Annotated in this window: 21 protein-coding genes, 1 tRNA gene and 1 pseudogene; 4 read left to right on the forward strand and 19 right to left on the reverse strand. The window is 65.0% G+C overall.

Annotation, left to right across the window (positions count from 1 at the left end):
* Nucleotides 1–42: 42 nt before the first annotated feature.
* From ACPXYO_RS01335 to ACPXYO_RS01415, 17 genes and pseudogenes are all read right to left on the reverse strand, one after another.
* On the reverse strand, nt 43–441 hold the full coding sequence (locus tag ACPXYO_RS01335; RefSeq protein WP_420445549.1) for a TA system VapC family ribonuclease toxin: 399 nt from the start codon (nt 439–441) through the stop codon (nt 43–45).
* Complete coding sequence (locus ACPXYO_RS01340) at nt 438–662, reverse strand: antitoxin (RefSeq protein WP_419551246.1); 225 nt, start codon at nt 660–662, stop codon at nt 438–440. Before ACPXYO_RS01340 ends, ACPXYO_RS01335 begins: the two co-directional genes overlap by 4 nt.
* 166 nt (nt 663–828) lie before the next feature.
* Nucleotides 829–3891, reverse strand: a complete 3063-nt coding sequence (locus ACPXYO_RS01345; RefSeq protein WP_423916049.1) for a UvrD-helicase domain-containing protein — start codon at nt 3889–3891, stop codon at nt 829–831.
* A 269-nt stretch (nt 3892–4160) separates the two neighbouring features.
* Nucleotides 4161–5462, reverse strand: coding sequence for a glutamate-1-semialdehyde 2,1-aminomutase (locus ACPXYO_RS01350; protein WP_423916051.1), 1302 nt, complete (start codon nt 5460–5462; stop codon nt 4161–4163).
* A 146-nt stretch (nt 5463–5608) separates the two neighbouring features.
* Entirely contained in the window at nt 5609–5986 is a 378-nt protein-coding gene (locus ACPXYO_RS01355) for a clan AA aspartic protease (protein ID WP_423916053.1), read from the reverse strand.
* Between the two features lie 115 nt (nt 5987–6101).
* The gene (locus ACPXYO_RS01360; RefSeq protein ID WP_423916055.1) at nt 6102–6869 is read right to left on the reverse strand and encodes a uroporphyrinogen-III synthase; all 768 of its coding nucleotides are present in this window, start codon (nt 6867–6869) and stop codon (nt 6102–6104) included.
* Entirely contained in the window at nt 6862–7749 is an 888-nt protein-coding gene (hemC, locus tag ACPXYO_RS01365) for a hydroxymethylbilane synthase (RefSeq protein ID WP_423916056.1), read from the reverse strand. Before hemC ends, ACPXYO_RS01360 begins: the two co-directional genes overlap by 8 nt.
* Before the next feature lie 11 nt (nt 7750–7760).
* Complete coding sequence (hemA, locus tag ACPXYO_RS01370) at nt 7761–9074, reverse strand: glutamyl-tRNA reductase (protein ID WP_423916058.1); 1314 nt, start codon at nt 9072–9074, stop codon at nt 7761–7763.
* Nucleotides 9075–9214: 140 nt separating this feature from the next.
* A complete protein-coding gene (locus tag ACPXYO_RS01375) occupies nt 9215–10039 on the reverse strand; it encodes an SAM-dependent chlorinase/fluorinase (protein WP_423916059.1) in 825 nt (274 codons plus the stop codon).
* A 31-nt stretch (nt 10040–10070) separates the two neighbouring features.
* On the reverse strand, nt 10071–10862 hold the full coding sequence (proC, locus tag ACPXYO_RS01380) for a pyrroline-5-carboxylate reductase (protein ID WP_423916060.1): 792 nt from the start codon (nt 10860–10862) through the stop codon (nt 10071–10073).
* Nucleotides 10863–11091: 229 nt separating this feature from the next.
* Complete coding sequence (locus ACPXYO_RS01385; protein ID WP_423916062.1) at nt 11092–11568, reverse strand: YbjN domain-containing protein; 477 nt, start codon at nt 11566–11568, stop codon at nt 11092–11094.
* Between the two features lie 19 nt (nt 11569–11587).
* The gene (locus ACPXYO_RS01390) at nt 11588–12907 is read right to left on the reverse strand and encodes a glycosyltransferase (protein ID WP_423916063.1); all 1320 of its coding nucleotides are present in this window, start codon (nt 12905–12907) and stop codon (nt 11588–11590) included.
* Nucleotides 12908–12994: 87 nt separating this feature from the next.
* On the reverse strand, nt 12995–14008 hold the full coding sequence (locus tag ACPXYO_RS01395) for a hypothetical protein (RefSeq protein ID WP_423916065.1): 1014 nt from the start codon (nt 14006–14008) through the stop codon (nt 12995–12997).
* Nucleotides 14005–14247, reverse strand: coding sequence for a MoaD/ThiS family protein (locus ACPXYO_RS01400; protein ID WP_423916067.1), 243 nt, complete (start codon nt 14245–14247; stop codon nt 14005–14007). Before ACPXYO_RS01400 ends, ACPXYO_RS01395 begins: the two co-directional genes overlap by 4 nt.
* 111 nt (nt 14248–14358) lie before the next feature.
* Complete coding sequence (locus tag ACPXYO_RS01405; protein ID WP_423916069.1) at nt 14359–14826, reverse strand: hypothetical protein; 468 nt, start codon at nt 14824–14826, stop codon at nt 14359–14361.
* A 6-nt stretch (nt 14827–14832) separates the two neighbouring features.
* Nucleotides 14833–15564, reverse strand: coding sequence for an AAA family ATPase (locus ACPXYO_RS01410; protein ID WP_423918615.1), 732 nt, complete (start codon nt 15562–15564; stop codon nt 14833–14835).
* A gap of 426 nt (nt 15565–15990) precedes the next feature.
* A pseudogene (locus tag ACPXYO_RS01415) lies at nt 15991–16140 on the reverse strand (AAA family ATPase); the annotation flags it as partial.
* Nucleotides 16141–16261: 121 nt separating this feature from the next.
* On the opposite strand from ACPXYO_RS01415, the gene ACPXYO_RS01420 reads away from it, so the two are divergent.
* Nucleotides 16262–16966 (forward strand): histidine phosphatase family protein, encoded by a 705-nt coding sequence (locus tag ACPXYO_RS01420; RefSeq protein ID WP_423916071.1) that lies wholly within the window; start codon nt 16262–16264, stop codon nt 16964–16966.
* Between the two features lie 39 nt (nt 16967–17005).
* Here the strand turns inward: ACPXYO_RS01420 and ACPXYO_RS01425 are convergent, their stop codons facing one another.
* Entirely contained in the window at nt 17006–17188 is a 183-nt protein-coding gene (locus ACPXYO_RS01425) for a hypothetical protein (RefSeq protein ID WP_420622144.1), read from the reverse strand.
* An 80-nt stretch (nt 17189–17268) separates the two neighbouring features.
* Between ACPXYO_RS01425 and ACPXYO_RS01430 the strand changes: the two genes are divergently transcribed.
* From ACPXYO_RS01430 to ACPXYO_RS01440, 3 genes are all read left to right on the forward strand, one after another.
* Nucleotides 17269–17341: transfer RNA gene (locus tag ACPXYO_RS01430), tRNA-Lys, on the forward strand.
* 266 nt (nt 17342–17607) lie between these two features.
* Nucleotides 17608–18120, forward strand: a complete 513-nt coding sequence (dut, locus tag ACPXYO_RS01435) for a dUTP diphosphatase (protein WP_423916072.1) — start codon at nt 17608–17610, stop codon at nt 18118–18120.
* A 57-nt stretch (nt 18121–18177) separates the two neighbouring features.
* Complete coding sequence (locus tag ACPXYO_RS01440) at nt 18178–18471, forward strand: hypothetical protein (RefSeq protein ID WP_423916074.1); 294 nt, start codon at nt 18178–18180, stop codon at nt 18469–18471.
* Nucleotides 18472–18552: 81 nt separating this feature from the next.
* On the opposite strand, the gene ACPXYO_RS01445 is transcribed toward ACPXYO_RS01440, so the two are convergent.
* Nucleotides 18553–19617: a potassium channel family protein gene (locus ACPXYO_RS01445; RefSeq protein ID WP_423916075.1), complete on the reverse strand. Its 1065-nt coding sequence runs from the start codon at nt 19615–19617 to the stop codon at nt 18553–18555.
* Nucleotides 19618–19627 lie beyond the last annotated feature (10 nt).

Raw genomic sequence — 19627 nt, forward strand, 5'->3', positions numbered from 1 at the left:
TGCCAGCCGTGCTCGATGCGGCAAGGATTTCGGTTCGTGGGCTCAGGCCCCGATCAGCAGCGTCGCGTCGGGGCGGAGCAGCGCGAGGCCGCGATCAAGGGTCGCGACAACGCCACCGTGGTGCTCGGCCAGCGCCGCAAGGTAGGCGTCGGTGACTTGCCGGTGGCCGATGACCCCACGCAGTGACGCATCCCCGTAGCCGAGGTTGTCGGGCCAGAAGACATGATTCGGTTGCCGTGAGATAGCTTCGAGTGCCGTGAGAGCAGCTTCTGCGGATCTGCCTTCTCGGATCAACAGTCGCAACAGCGCTCCCTGGGTAATCGGGCATGTGGCAACCACACCTTGATGCTGCGCGAGCCACGAGTGCGCCATGCCGTGATGCACATGACTCGGCACCGTCAGTGCGATCAGCAGATTGCTGTCCGCCAGCGCCACGTTCACCATTCGTCCTCGAGCGACCTGACGTCCTCGATGGTGATCGGTCGGTCGAGGTTTACCGTGGGCCACCCAGTTTCGTGGGATGAGTCACGGGTGGCGCTTCCGGTACCGGTGGCCTTACGGAGCATCTCCACGATGACCCCGCTGAGGGTCTTGTGCTGCTGATGGGCCAGCTCGCGGGCGAGAGCGTGCAGGTCGTCGGGCAAATCGACGGTGGTGCGCATCACCGCATCATAACATCGATGTGCAATGATACGCAAGGCCGCGGCGCAACAGCGACGGACAGCCACCCTGCTCCCCGCCACGAGCGTCACAGGCTCGCCCGTCACGACTGAGAAGGTAACGACCTCGAAGCGGGCGCCATTGTCGAGCGACACGGGGACTGGTAAATCAGAACGGGTCGGCGGACGCCAATGCTGACGCATCACCACCATCTGTTGACGACCAGATGCGCCTGTTGGTCTCGTCGTACACCTCAATGATCACGTTGCCGTCGTTCCACGGGGCCTTATCGATCCAGTCAAGCGTCACCTCTTCAGCAGGCATCACACTTGACCAGTGGCTTAGCTGGGAGTCAGAGCCAGGGACAAAGGTGAAGTCCTCTTTCTTCAAGAGTTCCCGGACTTCGTATGAGTTGAGGACTCGCACCTCGTAGCGATGCGAGTCATTCCGTATCACGGGGGGCAGTTCGTTGACGTCGAGCGTCGGGAAGTCACACACCGATTGGATCGTGTCAAGAAATGAGCTTCGCTTGGAGTCTTGTGTGCAAATAATCAATCGATCTCTTGCGCGGCTGACTGCCACATAGAAGAGACGCAGTTCAGCCGCTTCGATAGACTTCAATGTGTCTCCGAATATCTGGCCGAAGATCCAATGCGGATGGATGAGGGGATAGTGATTCGCAACAGCGTCCAATATAACCACCGCGTCACGTTCGAGCCCCTTGTAGCTGTGCGCCGTGTCAACGGCAACGTTCTCACGCAGCTCTTCGCCTAACAACTCTCGAAGAGCTGTCTGCGCGGCTTTCGGAGTCGAGCCGGCAACTACGTCGGGGTCCCGAGTCCGATTGAGAAACGCGACTTCTCCCTTTCTTGCGACTTCTTGCGCTATTCGCGCCACAGCGATCTCATATTCGTCAGAGTCCGAATAGCCACCGCTCTTCCGAGCACCGAGGATCTCTCGCTCCAGCCGCGTCGGATCAAACTCATCCAGGGTGCAAACTTGAACGACTCCGTCCTCTTCGTTGACCGCCTTGGCGAATTCGTCATCTTCAGTCAAGAGCGCGTTCGAGGCGTCGACGATTCTCTTATGCGACCGATAGTTTCGGGTGATCGACAGATGCCGTGTATTGGGGAAGTGCTCATCGAAGTCATGGAAGTAGGTGAGATCAGATCCGGCAAAGCCATTGATCGCTTGCCAGTCATCACCTACCGCGAAGACGTTCATTTTGGGATTGGTCATTCGCATCGCAGACGTGAGGTCGTAGAATGATCGCGAGAAGTCTTGGTACTCATCAATATGCAGGTAGTCGATATCTCTGATATCGCCAGGATCACCCTTGCGCATGAAAGTGGTTGTACCATCCCTGACGGTATGAGCAGCCCTTAGCATGAGGCCATTAAAGTCCTCAAGATTAGCCTGGTGAAGCCTCCCCAGGTATTCCTTGTACACGGAATTGCCAATGCGGTAGAATTCAATTTCATGGTGTGTGACATCGGGACTCGCCTTTCGTTGTATGGCAGCTTGCTCTAGGTCATGGTTTGTCCAAGCGCGCTGTCGACACCGGCCGACGAAATTGGCCATCGCTTTGGTGAACCGGTCTACCGCTCTGTCCCTCACCTTAAGCCAAAGCTTGTCTTGGTTCAAATGTCGCGGCCGCAATCCGTACTCTCGCAAGTCGGACAACAGCAACTGAGCGAAGGCATCCTTGCCGAGCTCCCTAAGGGTTTCGTAATGGTATTCCAATAGATGACCCTTGAACTTCTTGGCCGCTATCGACGACTTGAGCTTCTCCCATCCTTCAGAGTCGTCTCCTCCACCTTCTTCAATGTAGCGAACGAAGAGGGGATCTCTTCCGTCCTTGTAATTTACGAAATCTGCAGAAAGCTGCCGCTGTCCCCATCGTATTCTAGCTCTAGGGCCAAACGTATATGGAATGTCGTACTCGACGAGGAGATTCGCAATGGCCTTCTGGCCAAAATTATGAACACGTTCACCGTTCAGGGTTTCAGACTGAAGGGAATATCGAAAGTCGAGGAACTCTTGGCCTGACAGGTTGTAGCCGCCCGTCTCGATCCGATTCCAATCGGCCTCGAAATGCTCAAGCATCAAACTCTTGATTCGGTTGGCCCATCGCTCGCTGCGTACGTGTTCATCTATGATCTGCTGCGTAACCTCACTGAGATGCTGTTTGCCTTCGTCTTTGTCGTCATACAGCAACCCTTGCGGAGGGTGCACCAAGGCGTACGCAAGCGCATGAAACGTCATCACATATGGAATGTCATCGCCAAGCCGCTCTCGCAGGCGGCTTTCCATTTCCGATGCGGCACGACGATTGAAGGCCAACAGCATGATGCGATGCGCGGGTATGCGACAGTGTTTGTGTAGAAATAACGCGCGGGCGGTCAATACCCGTGTCTTGCCGGAGCCCGCCCGTGCTGTCACCAACACATTGCGATTGACTGCACCGACGGCCGCCGCTTGCTCCTGGTCTAGAGGCAGTCCGTAACGCTCAGCGGCCCAATGGGAAACGAATTTCATCTTTTGATGCTCGTAGAAGCCAGTAGCCCGCACCAATGACAACCATTTTGCAGCTATGTGCCGGTCGAATCGCAGAAAGTCCTCATGCAGCCGTTCGTGGATTCTGCTGTTCGGCTTGGTGTTGTGAAGATCGAGGCGGTCTTTTAGCCGTTGCAATCGCTCACGATCACTTTGCAGTCTTGCCAACTCCGCGTCATAGATGGCCTGTCTGCGCTGCCTCTCCGCTTCGCGCTCGCGCCTCAACGCCTCAGCCTTCCGGCGCTGTTCAATCGACCGCTGGCGTTCCCGCTCTCGATTCTCACGGAAGCGCTGTAGCTCACGACGGCGCTCCTCCTCGCGACGAGACTGCTCGGCTTCTCGTTGACGTTCGGCCTGCTGCCGAGCCTCGTATTGCTGCTTCCTCTCTTCATCGCTGGAAAACGTGATCGAAGCGCCGCGTAGAACTTCGTGCGCCGTCTGTGGGAGGTTTGCGAACTCCTCCGAAGTCAAGTTCGTCCGAAGGCGTACGAACAGACGGCCGGTCTCGTAATCTTGGCTGTAATCGCCCACATGACGGACCAGCTGTTCAATGAGGCGCTCTCGGGCTGAGGCTGATCTGGGTTCTACGTATCGCTTGACCCAAGACTCGAACAATCTCGCAAAGGAGACGTGCGCATCTTCGACCATCGGTTCGTCAGCCTCGATGTCCGTCACGTCGTGCCAGCCATAGCTGGTCGATCCAAGCATGCGAAGAGGGCTTCGTTGGCGCAATGAGCAAGGGCGAAGTCATGGAAGCGGACTTCCAGAGCGGGCGGGCGCCGGATTGCTCATCTGTTCGCAGTGGGCACAGGTTCATTCAAGGATTCCGTCTGTCGCCGGAAGGTCGTGAAGCGGATTCAGTCTCAATCAGATTCGGGAGCATATGAGGAAACTGAATTCTTTGCTTGATGTGTCCCGGACGACGAGGTCCGAGTAGCAACCTCTCAGAAAGCCGTGCACGCCTTGGCGGCGTCGGCGATGGCAGCGAGGGTTTCATCGATGACGTCGGGCGTGTGGGCGAGGCTGACGAACATCGCTTCGTAGGCACCAGGCGCGAACGCCACGCCACGGGCCAGCAGCTCGGCGTGCAGTCGGGCGTAGGCCTGCTCGTCGGTGGTGCGGGCATCGTCGTAGTCCGCCGGCACCCAGCCTGAGGTGGAGCCTGAAGTGGGACCCGCGCCGCAGTACAGGCCGACGAGGGTGCCTACCTGGCAGACGATCGCGTCGAACCCGGCGCCCGCGAGGACGCCGCGCATGCCGTCGGCGAACTGGCTGGCCCGGGCTTCGAGCTCTGCGTAGGCCTCAGGCGAGAGCTGGTCCAGCGCGGCGAGACCCGCTGCGGTGGCGAGCGGGTTTCCCGAGAGCGTCCCGGCTTGGTACACGGGACCGGTCGGTGCCAGCGTCTCCATGATCTCGGTGCGTGCGCCGAGCGCGCCGATGGGCAAGCCGCCGCCGATCACCTTGCCGAAGCAGGAGATGTCGGCCGTCACCCCGTACCGCTGGGCGGCGCCGCCCGGGCCGAGGCGGAATCCGGTGATGACCTCGTCGAAGATGAGCAGCGCGCCCGCTTCGTCGCAGGCCTGTCGCAGGCCCTCCAGAAAGCCGGGCGCCGGCGGCACCAGACCCATGTTCGCCGCCACCGGCTCGACGACCACCGCTGCAATCTGGTCGTCGAGTTCGGGCACCACGTTGTAGGGCGCGACGACCGTGTCGGCCACCGCGCTCGGCGGGACTCCGGCTGAACCCGACAGCCCGAGCGTCGCGACCCCGCTGCCGCCCGCCGCCAACAGCGAGTCGGCATGGCCGTGATAGCAGCCGGCGAACTTCACAATGCGCGGCCGGCCGGTGAAGCCACGACCCAGCCGCACGGCAGTCATGGTGGCCTCGGTGCCGCTGTTGACCAAGCGCACTTGCTCAACCCCAGGTGCGGCCTCAGCGATCAGAGTCGCCAGTGCCACCTCTCGCTGCGTGGGCGCTCCGTAGGACGTCCCCTGCGCCGCCGCGGCCGCTATTGCCTCGGTGACGGCGGGGTGGGCGTGACCCAGGATCACTGCGCCGTAGGACTGCACGAAATCGATGTAGCGGCGGCATTCGACGTCGGTGACATAGGGACCGCTTGCGGAGGCCACGAAGTACGGCGTGCCGCCGACCGAGCCGAAGGCCCGCACAGGTGAGTTGACACCGCCGGGAATCACCCGCTGCGCGGCCTCGAACAACCCCGCATTGGTCGGCTGGGGCCCGGTCACGGTCGGCAGCGTAGGCGAAGTCCGCGCGAGCGACGGCTTGCTGGGGCCGGCTTCGGCCCCAATGCGGGACAGTGCCGTTGTTGGTGTCAACAGCATCGTGCGCAGCGCACGGACTCAGGCAAGCCGCGCGCGGATGCTGGCAAGAATCAGGCAGTCGCGAAGGGTTTGAGCCTGACCGCGGACAGCCGCTTCAACTGCTCGTTGCGCGGGTCCACCTCAATACCCGCCGACTCCAGTGCTGTAACGCCAAGCAACGGCTCGGCGTCATCGTCAGCGAAGATAACCGTTCCCCCGACGGTCTCGTTCATGAACTCGAACTGAGCAACTGCGATATCGAACGCCCTCTTCGTGCCGTCCGCCAGCTCGTAGGTGCGGGTGCCCCCTGGCCGAATGCCGATGGATTCCAGCCGTATACGCGGGACAAGGGAATCGACGGCCCCGGTGTCCACCAAGAACTCGCCGTCCCAGACGCGGTCCGGTGCTGCCGGATTCCTGACGATGACGGAAACATGAGTTACGCCCATCGGGAGCCTCCTACGGTCTGCTCTGCGCAGTGACCCCATTCGGCCGCCGCGACCGCAAGCGTCGCGCGCAACTGCGTCCGCGCTGCCCCGATTTTCGGCGCTACGAATCACTACCTCAGTCTCTCATAGCCCTGACGACCGCATCGACGAGTCCGTCGTCGGACGGCTGCGCGGCGATTGCCGCCACCGTCAGGCCAGCCTCGGTGCATGCAACGGCAGTCGTGCGGCCGATGCACACCACCGCACCGCTCACCGGCCCACCGCCGATCTGGGTCAGGTGGCCCTGGACCGCAGACGGCGAGGCGAAGATCACCGCATCTGCGGTGGCCACATCGGCGATGAGGTGGTCCGACAGGGTCGGTGTGACCGTGCGGTACGCACTCACTGCCGTGACGTTCCAGCCGCGGGCCGTCAAGCCGTCGACGAGTTCAGGGCGGGCCTGCGCGGAGTGCGGCACGAAGCACGCATCGCCCGGGCGTGGATCTCCAAAGGCCGCGGCAAGCCCGACGGCGTCGTTGCGGTCGGGCACGAGGTTGGCCGGACGGTCCAGCTCGGCCTCGATGCGCGCTGCCGTTGAGGGTCCGACCGCCGCGACGCGGATCCGTGCGAAACGCTTCCGCACACCGCGACGATCGGCACGGGCGAGCGTGGCCGCTACCGCATTCGGTGACGTGAAAGCGACCCAGCTGAATTGCTCGAGCCGCAGCAGAGCGTCGTCCAGCGGCTGGCCGCCATCGAGCGGCGGCACCACCGCTATGGCTGGGGCAACCACCGGACGTGCGCCGTGACGGCGCAGGACTTCAACCAATGGGCTGGCCTGGTGCGACGCCCGCGTCACGACGACCGTGCGGTCGGCAAGCACGTCGAGGCGCTTCTCAGTCACCGCTTGTCCCTGTCCGAGCGAGCAGATCGCGTGCGAGCGCCTCGCCGAGCGCCTCGCCGTCGAGGTCATTGCCAGAGGCGCGCGCAATCTCGGAGTGGTCGGGTGTTGCCAGCAGTGCCGTCATCTCGATGCTCCCGTCAGCGCCGAGGGTGGCGTAGGCCCCGGTGGGCAGCTCGCAACCGCCGCCGAGCGTTCGCAGAAAGGAGCGTTCTGCATGCACGCAACGTGTCGTGATCTGGTCGATGATCCCCGCAACTACGGCAGCGGTGGCAGCGTCGCCGTCCCGATGCTCGATTGCAATGGCGCCCTGCCCGACTTGGGGAACGAGCTCATCGGGACTGAATCGCTGCGCAATGCGGTGTGACTCGCCGAGACGCTCCAGCGCCACTGCGGCAACGATCACGGCGTCGATGTCTGGATTCTCCGCGGCGGCGATGCGGCGGGCCATGTTCCCGCGCAGGCCGGCGAAACGCAGATCGGGCCGCAGCGTCGCCAGTTGGCACTCGCGTCGTTGTGATCCGGTCGCGACGACTCCCCCGCGGGGAATCGCGTCGAGAGCCAGACCCACGAGCGCATCGCGCACGTCGCCTCGGCCAAGACAGCCCGCCAGCGTCAAGCCCGGGGTCGGCTCTGAGCGCATGTCCTTCGCACTGTGCACCGCCACGTCGGCCCGGCCGTCAAGCACAGCCGCCTGCACTTCGGTCACGAACACTCCCCGGCCAGACATTTGCGAGATCGGCGTGGACAGGTCCAGATCACCGCTCGTAGAGACCGGCACGAGCTCGATGTCGGAAGGGGACGGTCCGGCCGCTGCCAGCGCTGTCGCGACGGCGCGCGCCTGCCACGTTGCCAGCGGGCTCGATCGTGTCGCGATCCTCACGCGGTCAGGTTCTACAGATCGAACAGGTCGCGCACTGAGTCGGCGAGCCGGTCGCCCTTGGCCCTGCCCGCCGCAGACCGCAGGGCGACGGTGGGCTGATGCAGCAGCTTGTTGACGAGGGCCGTTGTCGCACGTTCGAGCGCTTCGCGAGCGTCGTCGTCGATTTCGGGGTGCGCGGCCAGCGCACGTTCGATTTCCCGCTTGCGCACCGCTTCTGCCTTGCCGCGCAGCGATTCGATGAGCGGTGCCATCTCTCGGGCGGTGCGATCCCCCGAGAAGCGCTCCGTCTCGGCGGCCAGGATGGACTCGACCGCCGCCACCTCCGCTTGCCTGCCGATCTGGCCCGCGTCGGCGAAGCGTGACAGGTCGTCCATGTCGAGCAGGGTGACACCCGGAATGCGAGCCACGGCCGGGTCGACATCGCGTGGCACGGCAATGTCGACGATCAGCAGGGGGCGTCCGGCACGTCGCTCGATGACCTCTCCCACGCTGGCGTGGTCCACGATGACCGACGTCGCTCCGGTCGAGGTCAGCAGCAGATCGACCTCGACGAGGGCGTCTTCGAGGTTCCCGAGCGGCAGATGGTGACCGCCGACACGCGCGGCCAGGGCCTCGGCGTGCGACGGGGTTCGATTTGCCACCTGCACCGCCGCCGGGCCCGCGGCTGCGACGGCAACGATCATCCCCTCGGCCATCTCGCCCGCTCCCACGACGAGCACCCGGCAGTCCTCGAGCGTGCCGAGGTATTCGATGGCCATGCTCACCGCTGCGTGACTGACCGAAGCGGTGCCCCGTGCGATCCCGGTCTCGGTGCGTGCACGCTTGCCGGCGCTGATGCCATGACGGAACAGCTGGTTGAGCACCGTGCCTGCGGTGCCCTCAGCACGCGCCGTGTCCCACGCAGTGCGTACCTGACCCAAGATCTCGTGCTCGCCAAGCACCGCCGACTCCAAGCCGCTGGCCACCCGGAAGAGGTGTCGCGCTGCGTCGTCGTCGTAGAGGACATAAAGATGGTCGGACATCTCGGCTGGCGCCGCGCCCGACAGCGTGCAGAAGAAGTCGCGCAGTTCCCCGAAGGCCGCATGGAACTTCTCGGCAACGACGTAGGCCTCGGTGCGGTTGCAGGTGGACACCACGACGGCTTCGCTGACGTTGGGGCAACCGGCGAGATCGCCAAGTCGTTTCGGCACGTCGGCGGTGGCAACCGTGCACCGCTCCAACAATTCGAGCGGTGCGCTGCGGTGGCTCACGCCCATGACAACGATGGACACGAGGACTACCCCGGGGTCGGGAATGCGGCCCACACAGTCTCGCCGATCAGACACCCCGTTTCCACGCGATCGGGCAAATGTCGCGTAAGAAATATGGATCTGGGGCGCTCAGGCAAAGAAAAAGACCAACCGGATCGTGGCCGTGAGCAGGATGAGTGCAGCGAGCATGGCCAGCACGAGGGCGGTGCGGGGTCTCATGTCACCCTCCGCAGACGCACTTCGGTTCCCACATCGAAGCCGAGATGGTGTGCGCTCCCGCCCGCGACGGTGAACTCGAGCAGGCCGTAGGGATCATCCGACAGTGCAAGGCTGCCCGTGCCTGCGGTGCCCGGCTCAGCCAGCTGGACCGATTGGGAGTTGGCCGCCGCCGAAACCCCGACGCTGGCGCTGGCAATCCATTCCGCGACGAGTTGCTGGCCGAGGGGTGCCAGAGTGTCGCGGTCCACGTTGAGCTGCACCGTGCCCCAGCGCGTCACCGCGAGGACCTCTGCGGCCACCGAGCCGTCGTCGGAGATGCGTGGCACGGCGACCAGCGAGGGCAGCAACGACGCCGGGTCGACCGGTGATCCCAGTGCCTCGATGGGCTCCCCTGCTGCGAGCCGGCCCGCTGCGGGTGCAAGCACGTCACGGGCCGGGTGCAGCACCGTTTGGTGGTCCGCGTCGCCGCCATCGGAGATCCGGACTGCTGCGTCCGCGCCACCCACCGCTGCAGTGGCTGCAGCCAGCACGCCATTGTCAGGGCCGACCAGCATCGACTGACCGCCGCCGACCGATACCGCTATTGCGGGTCGGTCCAGCAGCCGGCCCACAGATGCCAGCACAACGCCCGGGGCGAGATGCTGCACGCTGCGCACCAGCATCAACGCCGCCGTGCGCGTGTCGCCCGGGTCGATCTCGTGGCACAGGTCGATGACAGCCGCATGAGGCGCGGCCTGGCGCAGGATCGAGTGGATGACGCCCACCGATTCGTCTGCGGTACCCAGATCGCTCAGGCAGGTGACGGTGTCGAAGCCCGTCATCTCGGGTCGCCGGTCCTCGTTCGGCCTTCGATCACGCTTTGCCGAGTTCGGCCGACCGGCGGGTCGCCGCCTCGACGGCCGCAGCAAACGCGGCCCGTACGCCATGGCGTTCCAGTTCCCGGAGCCCGGCCGCGGTCGTGCCGCCAGGCGAGGTCACGTCGGCCCGCAGGTCGGCAGGCGAACGCCCTTCGGCCAGCAACGTCGCAGCGCCCAGCAAGGTCTGGTTGGCCAGCTCGGCCGCCACCGGGCGGGTCAGGCCCATGAGCACGCCCGCTTCGATCATCGCCTCGGCGACAAGGAACACGTACGCCGGACCGGAGCCAGACAGGCCAGTGACGGCGTCCATCAAGTGCTCGGAAACTCGCACGACGCTGCCCACTGAGCCGAGGATCTCGGCGGCCCATGCGAAGTCCGCATCGGTTGCCTGGTCGTTCCCGCAGACTGCCGCCGCGCCTTGCGACACCAGCGCTGGCGTGTTGGGCATGGCACGCACGATGGGGGTGCCGCCGCCAGCAGCATTGCCCAGTGTTGTCAGAGTGACCCCGGCGGCAATCGAGAGGATGCGATCGGTGCCGGCGGCAGTGACGGCACCCGCGACAGCCGGGATCACGTCGGGCTTGGTTGCCAGAATGGCACCGGTCGAAGCCACGACGTCGTCCGAGGTCGACACGCCGTAGCGGCCGGCCAGTTCATCCCGGCGAGCCGAGATCGGTTCGGCTACGCAGATTGTCTCAGCGCTGCGACCAGCCGCGAGCAGTCCGCCGAGCAGCGCCTCCCCCATCTTGCCGCCGCCCACGATGAGCAGTTCGACCACCTCAGCCATGGGATCAAGGTACCGGACCGCATCCGAACCTCTTCCGCCGAGGTTTCCGATGTCGTCACCATCGAATGTCGGGCTCGGGCGATCCCCTGGATCTCGCGAGGCGACTGAACGTGCCGTGCCGGGGCACTCGCCGTGAGTGGGGCACTTCCCTGCATGCCTGCTGGCGAATGCCCCGGCGAGCACTGAATCAATCAGAAGACAATGAAAGCCGTCAAATGAATTTCGGGATCTACTTCCCGAAGCCCAGGCGAAGCAGCGTCGTGAAGTCGCGCTCGATGTACGCCCAGAGCGACCCGACGATCCGATCCAGTTCGTCCTCGTCGACGCAATGCGTCGGCAGCTCGCCCGTCAGGTACAGCGCATCTTCGGGGCCGATGCCGTACTGGGCGCCCACAAGCGCGTAATTGCGGCGCAGGACGAAGTCGGCCACCTGGTCTGGTCGCTGCGGAGGAACTGGGAGCACGTAGGACTCGTAGGCCAACGTGCGTTGACGCAGCGTCAGCCAAATGGCAATCACGTCGCGGGACTCCCCCGCCAGGCGCACGTACCAGCGGCGCGGCACTGCATCGTCCCGGGTCACGTCAATCAACATGGGGCGCTCGTCGGGAGCGCCTTCGGCCTGTGAGCGAGCCCACTGCGCCAGCCAGGCATCCATGCGAGCTTCGAGCTGATCAAGTTCGGCGTCGGTGGCCGGGCGACGGGTCATGAGTTGGTGCCCGGGTGACTCACACGCAGGCAACGAGTTCGCGGCGCGCCGCGGTGTCAAGTGCTTCGAGAGCCGCAGTCGCGCTCGCGCGCCAGCTGAAGCGTTCCGCGCGGCGAGAGCCGGCATCGCCGAGGCGCAGCGCCAGCAGTGGATCGGTGAGGATGTCGGTGACCCGGCGGGCGTACGCGTCGGCGTCACGGCCGGCGATGAGATACCCGGTCTGGCTCTCGACGACGTTGTCGCGCAGGCCGCCCACATCGGACGCGACCACGGGTGTCCCGCAGGCAGCGGCCTCGAGCGCAACCAGGCCGAACGATTCCGAGCGGCTCGGCACCAGGCATACATCGGCCGCGCGGTAGTAGGTCGACAGCAGGTGATGCGGGAGCGGCTCTACGAACCGCACATGGTCGGCGACCGCCAGGTCGGCAGCCATGACCCTCAACCGGGCCAGCGTGGATTCGCCTTGCGGACCGCTGGGTCCTCCCACGATGACCAGCTGGGCCTGGGCTCCGTCGGAAGAAGCGACTCTTGTGGCTGCAAGGGTCTCGACGGCCAGTTCGGCGCCCTTGAGCGGCTGGAGACGGCCGACGAACAGGAGCACCGGTCCGGGCGGAAGCCTGATCGCCGCCCGCGCCGCGTGGCGCTGACCGGGCGCGAACATGGCCCGGTTTACGCCGGGGGTCAGCACATGGACCCGTTCAAACGGAACGTCGTACAGCGACTGCAGCTGGCTGGCCTCGGCGTCTCCCGAGGTGAACACGGCGTCGGCACAGTCGATGATGCGCTGTTCCGCATCGCCGCGGTGGCGCGGTTCGGCATCACCGGTGCTCGTCTTGACGCGCCCCAATGTGTGAAAGGTGACCGCGAGGGGCACGTCGAGGCGGTGCTTCAATTCGTGTCCCGCCATGCCACTCAGCCAGTAGTGCGCGTGGATGGCGTCGACCGGTCGACGAACGAGATGCTCGGCGATTTGGTCAACAAACGTTGCGACCACCGCTGGCAGGTCGTCCTTGTCGAGCGAGGGAGCGCCAGCATCGACATGGGTGACGCGCACCCCGGGTTCCACATCCACCGCATCGGGCTGTGACGGATCGGTGCGCCGGGTGTAGATGTCACACTCGACGCCGAGATGCGCCAACGCCGCGGTGAGTTCACGCACGTAGACGTTCAAACCGCCGCCATCGCCGCTGCCGGGCTGGTGCAACGGCGAGGTGTGCATGCACAGCACCGCTACCGATGAGACGCGTCCAGGTTCGCGAGATACCCGCCGATCCGGGGCATCGCTGCGGGGTAGCCGAGTCGCCGGATACCCGGAATCGTCCGATGCGGTGGGGGCCACAGCCGACAACGCTACGCAGATCGCCCGTCCAGCACTAACGGGTCGGCAGTGTTAGCGGTCTCGCCCGGTTCGCGCCGATTCGAATGCTCAGATGGCAAGCAGACCCAGCCCCCACATCCAAACCAGCGCGGTCACGCTCAGCGAATCGATCCTGCGCACTGCCCACTCCCCACTCAGTCGCAGCCACGCCCGTTCACGCGCTCGGGGGCGCTGGCCTGCTCGGGAATCGGCCGGTGCTTGGTTCGCGGAGTTCGGCGAATCCGCCAGCCGGCGCCGCGGCCGCGCCGCGAAGGCCGTCATGGGCCGGGCTACGGCGGGTCCGATCGCCAGTGTCAGCGCGGCAAGCGCACCGAACTCGATGACGTCAGAGGGTGCGAACGGCGGCACGCTCAGACCGGTCAGCGCAAAGATGGTGATCACGGCTCCGACCAGTCCCACAAACGGGCCCCGCACTCCCGGTGGCCGCCCCGCCGCTGTGAGGTGAGCGCCCGCGTCGTAGGCAGCCGCAGCAGTTACCAGCACCAGGGTCGCACCGAGCGAGTACCGAGCAATCGCTGCCGAGCACGCGGCGGCGACCCCGACGTGCATCCAGGTGCGAATCAACAGTCCTGCACGAGCCAGAACAGCCGGTGGCAGTGCATGTGCTCTGGCGGTCGCGCCGGCGCTGCCGCGGCTGGCTCGCAACGCCCCAACCACGATGAAGCTGGCAATGACCGCCGCGCCGAGCACCGCGCCCGCGAGCCGTGTGTCGAGGACGCCCGCGAATCCAACTGCGCCAGCGAGCGCGGCAGCCGGCAATCGATGGTTTACCTCGAGCGTGGCCGGCGCGGCAGGTTTGTCATCGCCGTGCCGCTGGGACATTGCGTCGGCGCGGCCGCGAACGCTCGCTGCTTGCCAGGCACCAAGCACGGCAATCGCCGTCATGAACAGCCCAAACGTCAACGCCCCTGCCCAGATGGCTGCCACTTGCGCGGCGTACCACAGGATTCCCGCACCGATGCTGGCGTCACGCAACGCCACTGCGGGACCGAGCCACAGCACGGCTGGCGGGATGTGCGCCGGTGCTCGGGGAGGCGCCGCCACCGTGCCGCCGCTGCTCAACCGCCCGAAACCGGCGGCAGAACGGCGATCTCGTCGCCGGTGCTGAGCCGCGAGTCGGGATCTGCGGGTTCGCCGTTCAGCCAGACGCGGCTGGCGGCCAATACGGCGCTGAAACCATCGCCGAAGTTCGCCTTGGCCCAGTCGAGCGCGTCGGCGACCGATGACGCCTCGGTCTGGGTGCTGCCGACGCCGGCCGTCTCACGCGCCCCCGCAAAAAGGCGGATCGTCACCGTCGGCATCGCCGCGATGCTACCGATCGACTTTATGACAGTCGGAGGCAACAGTGTCAACGGCGGGGCCGGAGCGCCCGCTTCGGTCAGAAACCTCGGGCGTGCCAAGGCGCTCGAGCATCAGCCGTATGCGGACAGCTGGCTGTCCAGGCTCCAGACCTTGACACTGACGTACGCAGTAGCTCGCTCAAATTGGTCCCGATCCACGAGGATCGCGACATCACCAGTACCCAGACGCCCATTTCCGACGAGGTCGACGAGAGTGGAACCGGTCGCGTTGCCATCCAGGAGTTCCTGAACGAATTCCTCATTCCAGACCGTGGCACGGAGTATCCACGGCAGCACACCCGACTGAACCGCCTCCAACACGCCCGCGAGTTTTTCAGCGAAGCGGCGGCGATCGCTGGGTAGCTGGGCGATGCGGTTGCCGGTCTCAACGATTGCCGTCACGGGAATCTCGAACTGCTGACCCGCACTTGTCCTTTGGTCGAACTCCGCGGCGATCTCGCGAGCAGCTTCGTCGCCGTCTATGCCGATCAAGCGAAGGAGCACGGACGTGTCGACAAAGACAGCCTTGCGGGGATCCATCGGCAATCAAAATCCGAGGACATCCACGAGGGAACGTTGCTCGGTCGCCAATTGTTCCTGTGGCCTCAATCGGTCCCTCACAGCCGCAGAGCCCAAGGGACCGCGCCCAACCACCTCGAAATAATCGGGAAAGTCAGTCAGCTTCGTGGGTTGGCTCCAGCCGTCGTCATCGCGACTGCACACGATGACGCCCCGGTGATCCTCTCCGAGCAGCGCGTCGAGAATCGCCGGACTGTGCGTCGTTGCCAAGGTCCGTACACCTGATTCGGCAGACTCCTTCAGCCGATCAAGGAGCAGCGCTGCTTGTGACGGGTGCAGGCCATTCTCAATCTCTTCAACAACCAGCAGTCGTTCGGCGCGCGCCACCTCGTCCTCATCGCCAACACTCTGTGGCCGGTCGAGCAGCGCCGCGGCTATAGCCAAGAATCTGAGCGTGCCGTCGCTCATCAATCGTGCCGGGACGGAACGGACCGTGGAACCAATCTCCTCCTGAATGGTCGCCATCACGTCGCCGAGTTCGCTGCGCACGGTACCGAGTTCGGAAACCTGAGCTTCAGAAAGCGATTCGGTCATTTCGCGCAGTATCAACTGCGTCGAAGGATCGAGCGACAATTCGGCAAGCACTGCTGAGAGGTTGTCAGCGTTCCTGCGCAGATTGATGTCCTTCTCGGGGACGTACTCACGCATCTGGTGGGGCACAGGGTCGAGAATGAAGACCCCAGACATCGCTTCAAGCATCTGCTCGGCGATGTTCCGAACGTGTCGCCCTGCCTGTGAAGTTGCAGGCACTCGGGTCGCCGCCTGCGCAGTGAGCAGTTGCGTGGCACGAAACGTGACCGCTGGATTCGGCCCCTGCTTGCGATTGTCCCAGCGTGCGACGATGTCCCCAGAATCAGGTCGCGGAGGATCCGTTTTCAACAGATCCTGTAGTTCGCCCTTGCGCGGACCGCCCCGCCGCCTAGTCCAAAGATTCTCGCTGACAACTTGAACGGTGGGACGTACTGCGACCTCGAGATCCAAGTAGTACGCGACTCGGTCAATGATCGCGGCGCACCCAATTCGAAAGGAATCCTCACCCACTGGCGCGCAGCCCTCAGAGCCCCCGCGTACAAGAGGCCCGTCGCGCGTGCCGTCGAGTGCCTCCCGGATGGGAACACCACTAGCAAGCGCTGACAGAACGGCCAAGGCATCGATGACGTTTGACTTTCCGCTTCCGTTGCGACCGACAAGCAAGGTGAGCGGACCCAACTGCACGTAAGAGTCACGGACGCTCTTGAACGCCGGGATTCGAAGCTGCGCGAGCCTGGCGGCCATGCAAAGAAGCGTACCGACGTCTCGGTAGGCAACTTTGAGCGCTGACGGGACTGATGAGGCCGGCAGCACGACTGCCGGTTGTCCACGGATGGCATCGCGGCCGCCGCTACGGTCAGGCGCCGTGACACAGCATTCAGAGTTGCTGGCGGTGCGCCATGGCCAGTCCGAGTGGAATCTGCGCGGCCGCTGGCAGGGACAGGCCGACCCACCTCTGACAGGTCTCGGAGAACGGCAAGCGGAGATTGCCGCCGACGCCCTGGCAACAGCGCTCGCAGCTGCGGACGACAGTTGGCGCACCCCCGTGATGGGTGGTCGCGACCTGCACACCGGTCGAGGGGCCTTCGATCGGCCGACATTCGACCTCATCGTGTCCAGCGACCTACAGCGGGCACGCCGGACCGCCGAGATCATCGCGAAGCAGCTCGGCGTCAGCGACGTCGTGGCCGACGAATCATTGCGTGAGCGCAGCGCGGGTCCCTGGGAGGGCCTCACCCGGGCCGAGATCGACGAGGGCTGGCCGGGCGACGTCGCTGCCCGGCGGTGGCCGCCCGGTTTCGAGTCAGAAGACAGCATTGCCCGACGCCTGCTGCCCGCGCTGCAGCGACACCTGTCGGTCTGCGGCCCGGTGCTGCTCGTCGGACATGCCGGCGTGCTCAAGACCATCGATGCCCGCGTCGGTCTCGGCGACGAGCGGGTGCCGAACCTGGCAGGACGGTGGTTCTGGCTTGACGGAGCCGCTGCAGATGCGAAGTGGTCGTGGGATCAGCTTGAGCCCCGCAACAGAGTCGAGTTGGTGTCCTCCGACGTCGACCTCATGATCGAGTAGCTGCGCCCATTTGCTTCGGCGCGCGCTCGGGACCTGTCGTCAGCGCTCAACAAGCCAGGACGTTGCAGCTGCGGGGTCGACATTGGCGTCCGCCAGCAGGCCCAAGGTCCGTTCAGCTCGTGCAAGGTCGTCCTCCATGGCGTCGAGCTCAGCGTCGTTCAGCAGCTCCGACCCCGTCGGCGAAGTTTGCGCAGAGACCAGTGGAGACGACTCTTCGGGCACCGACGTCAGGCTAGAGCGAGAATCCTCGCCAGTAGCCTCGACACGAGTGCCGGAGCGCCGCATCGGTGCCTGCGGACGTCGGGCCGCTAGCTCATCGGGTAGAGCAGGGGACTTTTAATCCCAAGGTGCCGGGTTCGAGCCCCGGGCGGCCTACCGTCGACAAGAGCGTCATGACATCGAGCCGCTAACCCATCGGGTAGAGCAGGCCCCTACCAACCCCAAGATGCCGGGTTCGAGCCCCGGGCGGCCTACCGTCGACAAGAGCGTCATGACATCGAGCCGCTAACCCATCGGGTAGAGCAGGCCCCTACCAACCCCAAGATGCCGGGTTCGAGCCCCGGGCGGCCTACCGTCGACAAGAGCGTCATGACATCGAGCCGCTAACCCATCGGGTAGAGCAGGCCCCTACCAACCCCAAGATGCCGGGTTCGAGCCCCGGGCGGCCTACCGCAACGACCACGGCAGTAGCTGGAGCCTCACCTACAGTGCTCGCCGTGGTGGCTGTGCCGATTCGACGCCTCGACCCCGACCTTCCGCTGCCGGCCTATGCCAAGCCGGGTGACGCGGGATGCGACCTGCTTGCCGCCGAGACGGTCACGCTCGCTCCGGGCGGGGGCCGGGCCATGGTCCCGACGGGCATCGCCGTGGCGATCCCGCCCGGTTATGCGGGCTTCGTGCAGCCCCGAAGCGGGCTGGCGATGCGGCACGGGGTCACATGCGTGAACTCGCCCGGCCTGATCGACAGCGGCTACCGCGATGAGCTGCGCGTGTTGCTGCTGAACACCGATCCCACCGAGCCGTACGAGATCCAGCGCGGCGATCGGATCGCGCAGCTGGTCATCCAGCGCGTCGAGAGGGCCGAGTGGGAAGAGGTGGAGGCACTCGACGAGACCGAGCGGGGTCTCGAAGGCTTCGGACACTCGGGACGCTGAGCCTGGCCGCTGACCCTCCCATCATGACTGTCACACCCCCTCAGTAGTCATGACGCCATGACGACGAAGCCACCGACACAGCCGCCGCTCACGCTGTTCGATGTCTCGCAGTTCAAGTTCGAGGCCGATCCCGACACGAAGACGCCGACTCGTCACGCCGCACGGGGGCCGCACGCCCGTGTGTTCGCCTCCGCGATTGCCGCCAGGAGTATCGCTGTCGACGCCGATGCGGCGAAGGCCCGCAGGCGGCGCGCTCGGGCACGGCTTGCGAAGCGTCGCTATCTCGCAGACAGCGAGAGCTACGAGCGCATCGAGCAGGCCCGCCGGGGGCTGCACCTCGTGGCCGATTGAGCCAAGCCGATTGAGTCGGCATCGTTTGTCGAGCACACTGGTTCGGGGACTTGGAGGGTCAATGCGCGGCCGGCGTGACCGTCAGGCGCCTGGCGGCGATTCGTTCTCAAACAGCGCAAGCGCCAAGCTGAGCTGCTCGTCCGTGCCCAGCATGACCAGCTCGTCGTTCACCGCGAGTTGATGGCCGCCCTGGGGGTTGGTGAGCCAGCGGCCGCCACGATGGATTGCCAGCATGCCGCAGCCCGTGCGCTGCGTCAGCTGGAGTTCTGACAGGGGCCGGCCCACGAAGCGGCTGTCCTCGGGAATTCGGTGCTCGAGCAGACGTACGTCCTGGTCGGTCCGGCGGAGGACTTCTTCGAAATAACCGGCCACGCCAGGCCGCAAGGCAATCGCGGCCATGCGCGAACCGCCGATCTGGTGCGGGTTGATCACGCGGTTCGCTCCCGCCTGGCGCAGTTTCGGCACCGCACCCGCCGAGTTCGCCCGGGCCACGATGAACAGCCCCGGGCACAGCGAGCGGGCACTCAAGGCAACGTAGAGATTGTCGACGTCGGAATCGAGCGCCAGCACCATCGACCTGGCGCGCTCGATGCCCGCGTCATGCAAGGTGCGGTCGTTCGTGGCGTCGCCGAGTACGAGAACGCGATCCTCATCGCTGATGTCGGGATCCCGATCGATGATCACGACTTCTGTGCCGCCGTCGTCCATGGCCGCAGCAATTGCCCGGCCTACTTGGCCATAGCCGCAGATGACCGAATGACCGGAGAGATTGTCAATGGAGCGCTGCATGCGCCGCCTCCTGAACTGGTCGTCGAGCCGTCCCTCGAACAGCATTTCAATGACGACACCAATCGTGTACAGCGAGGTGCCGGTGCCGAGCAGGATGAGAGCGATCGTGAACAGCTGGTAGCGACCGCCCACGTTTTCGGGGTCGCCGTAGCCCACCGTCGAGATCGTGATGACCGTCTGGTAGAGCGCGTCCAGCACGTCGAGCCCCAGCAGCACATAGCCCGTCGTGCCGGCCACCAAGATGATGAAGAGGACGGCGAGGCCTGCGAGGAGCCGCTGACTGGGCTCAAGCCCGGACGACGTGAGCCGTCGCCCTGGGCCCTGGCGCGACAGTCTCGTGCGAGACAGGCCCTTCATCGCCTGCACG

It is taken from the genome of Candidatus Poriferisodalis sp., from assembly GCF_965237655.1.
Lineage (GTDB): Bacteria > Actinomycetota > Acidimicrobiia > Acidimicrobiales > Poriferisodalaceae > Poriferisodalis.

What these genes read in the sequence shown, in the direction of transcription:
- ACPXYO_RS01400 (WP_423916067.1), bottom strand. Translation starts at nt 14,247, where the DNA reads ATGCCGACGGTGACGATCCGCCTTTTTGCGGGGGCGCGTGAGACGGCC.
- ACPXYO_RS01355 (WP_423916053.1), bottom strand. Translation starts at nt 5,986, where the DNA reads ATGGGCGTAACTCATGTTTCCGTCATCGTCAGGAATCCGGCAGCACCG.
- ACPXYO_RS01385 (WP_423916062.1), bottom strand. Translation starts at nt 11,568, where the DNA reads ATGACCCGTCGCCCGGCCACCGACGCCGAACTTGATCAGCTCGAAGCT.
- ACPXYO_RS01445 (WP_423916075.1), bottom strand. Translation starts at nt 19,617, where the DNA reads ATGAAGGGCCTGTCTCGCACGAGACTGTCGCGCCAGGGCCCAGGGCGA.
- proC (WP_423916060.1), bottom strand. Translation starts at nt 10,862, where the DNA reads ATGGCTGAGGTGGTCGAACTGCTCATCGTGGGCGGCGGCAAGATGGGG.
- ACPXYO_RS01340 (WP_419551246.1), bottom strand. Translation starts at nt 662, where the DNA reads ATGCGCACCACCGTCGATTTGCCCGACGACCTGCACGCTCTCGCCCGC.
- ACPXYO_RS01405 (WP_423916069.1), bottom strand. Translation starts at nt 14,826, where the DNA reads ATGGATCCCCGCAAGGCTGTCTTTGTCGACACGTCCGTGCTCCTTCGC.
- dut (WP_423916072.1), top strand. Translation starts at nt 17,608, where the DNA reads ATGCCGGGTTCGAGCCCCGGGCGGCCTACCGCAACGACCACGGCAGTA.
- ACPXYO_RS01375 (WP_423916059.1), bottom strand. Translation starts at nt 10,039, where the DNA reads ATGACGGGCTTCGACACCGTCACCTGCCTGAGCGATCTGGGTACCGCA.
- ACPXYO_RS01440 (WP_423916074.1), top strand. Translation starts at nt 18,178, where the DNA reads ATGACGACGAAGCCACCGACACAGCCGCCGCTCACGCTGTTCGATGTC.
- ACPXYO_RS01410 (WP_423918615.1), bottom strand. Translation starts at nt 15,564, where the DNA reads ATGCTTGAAGCGATGTCTGGGGTCTTCATTCTCGACCCTGTGCCCCAC.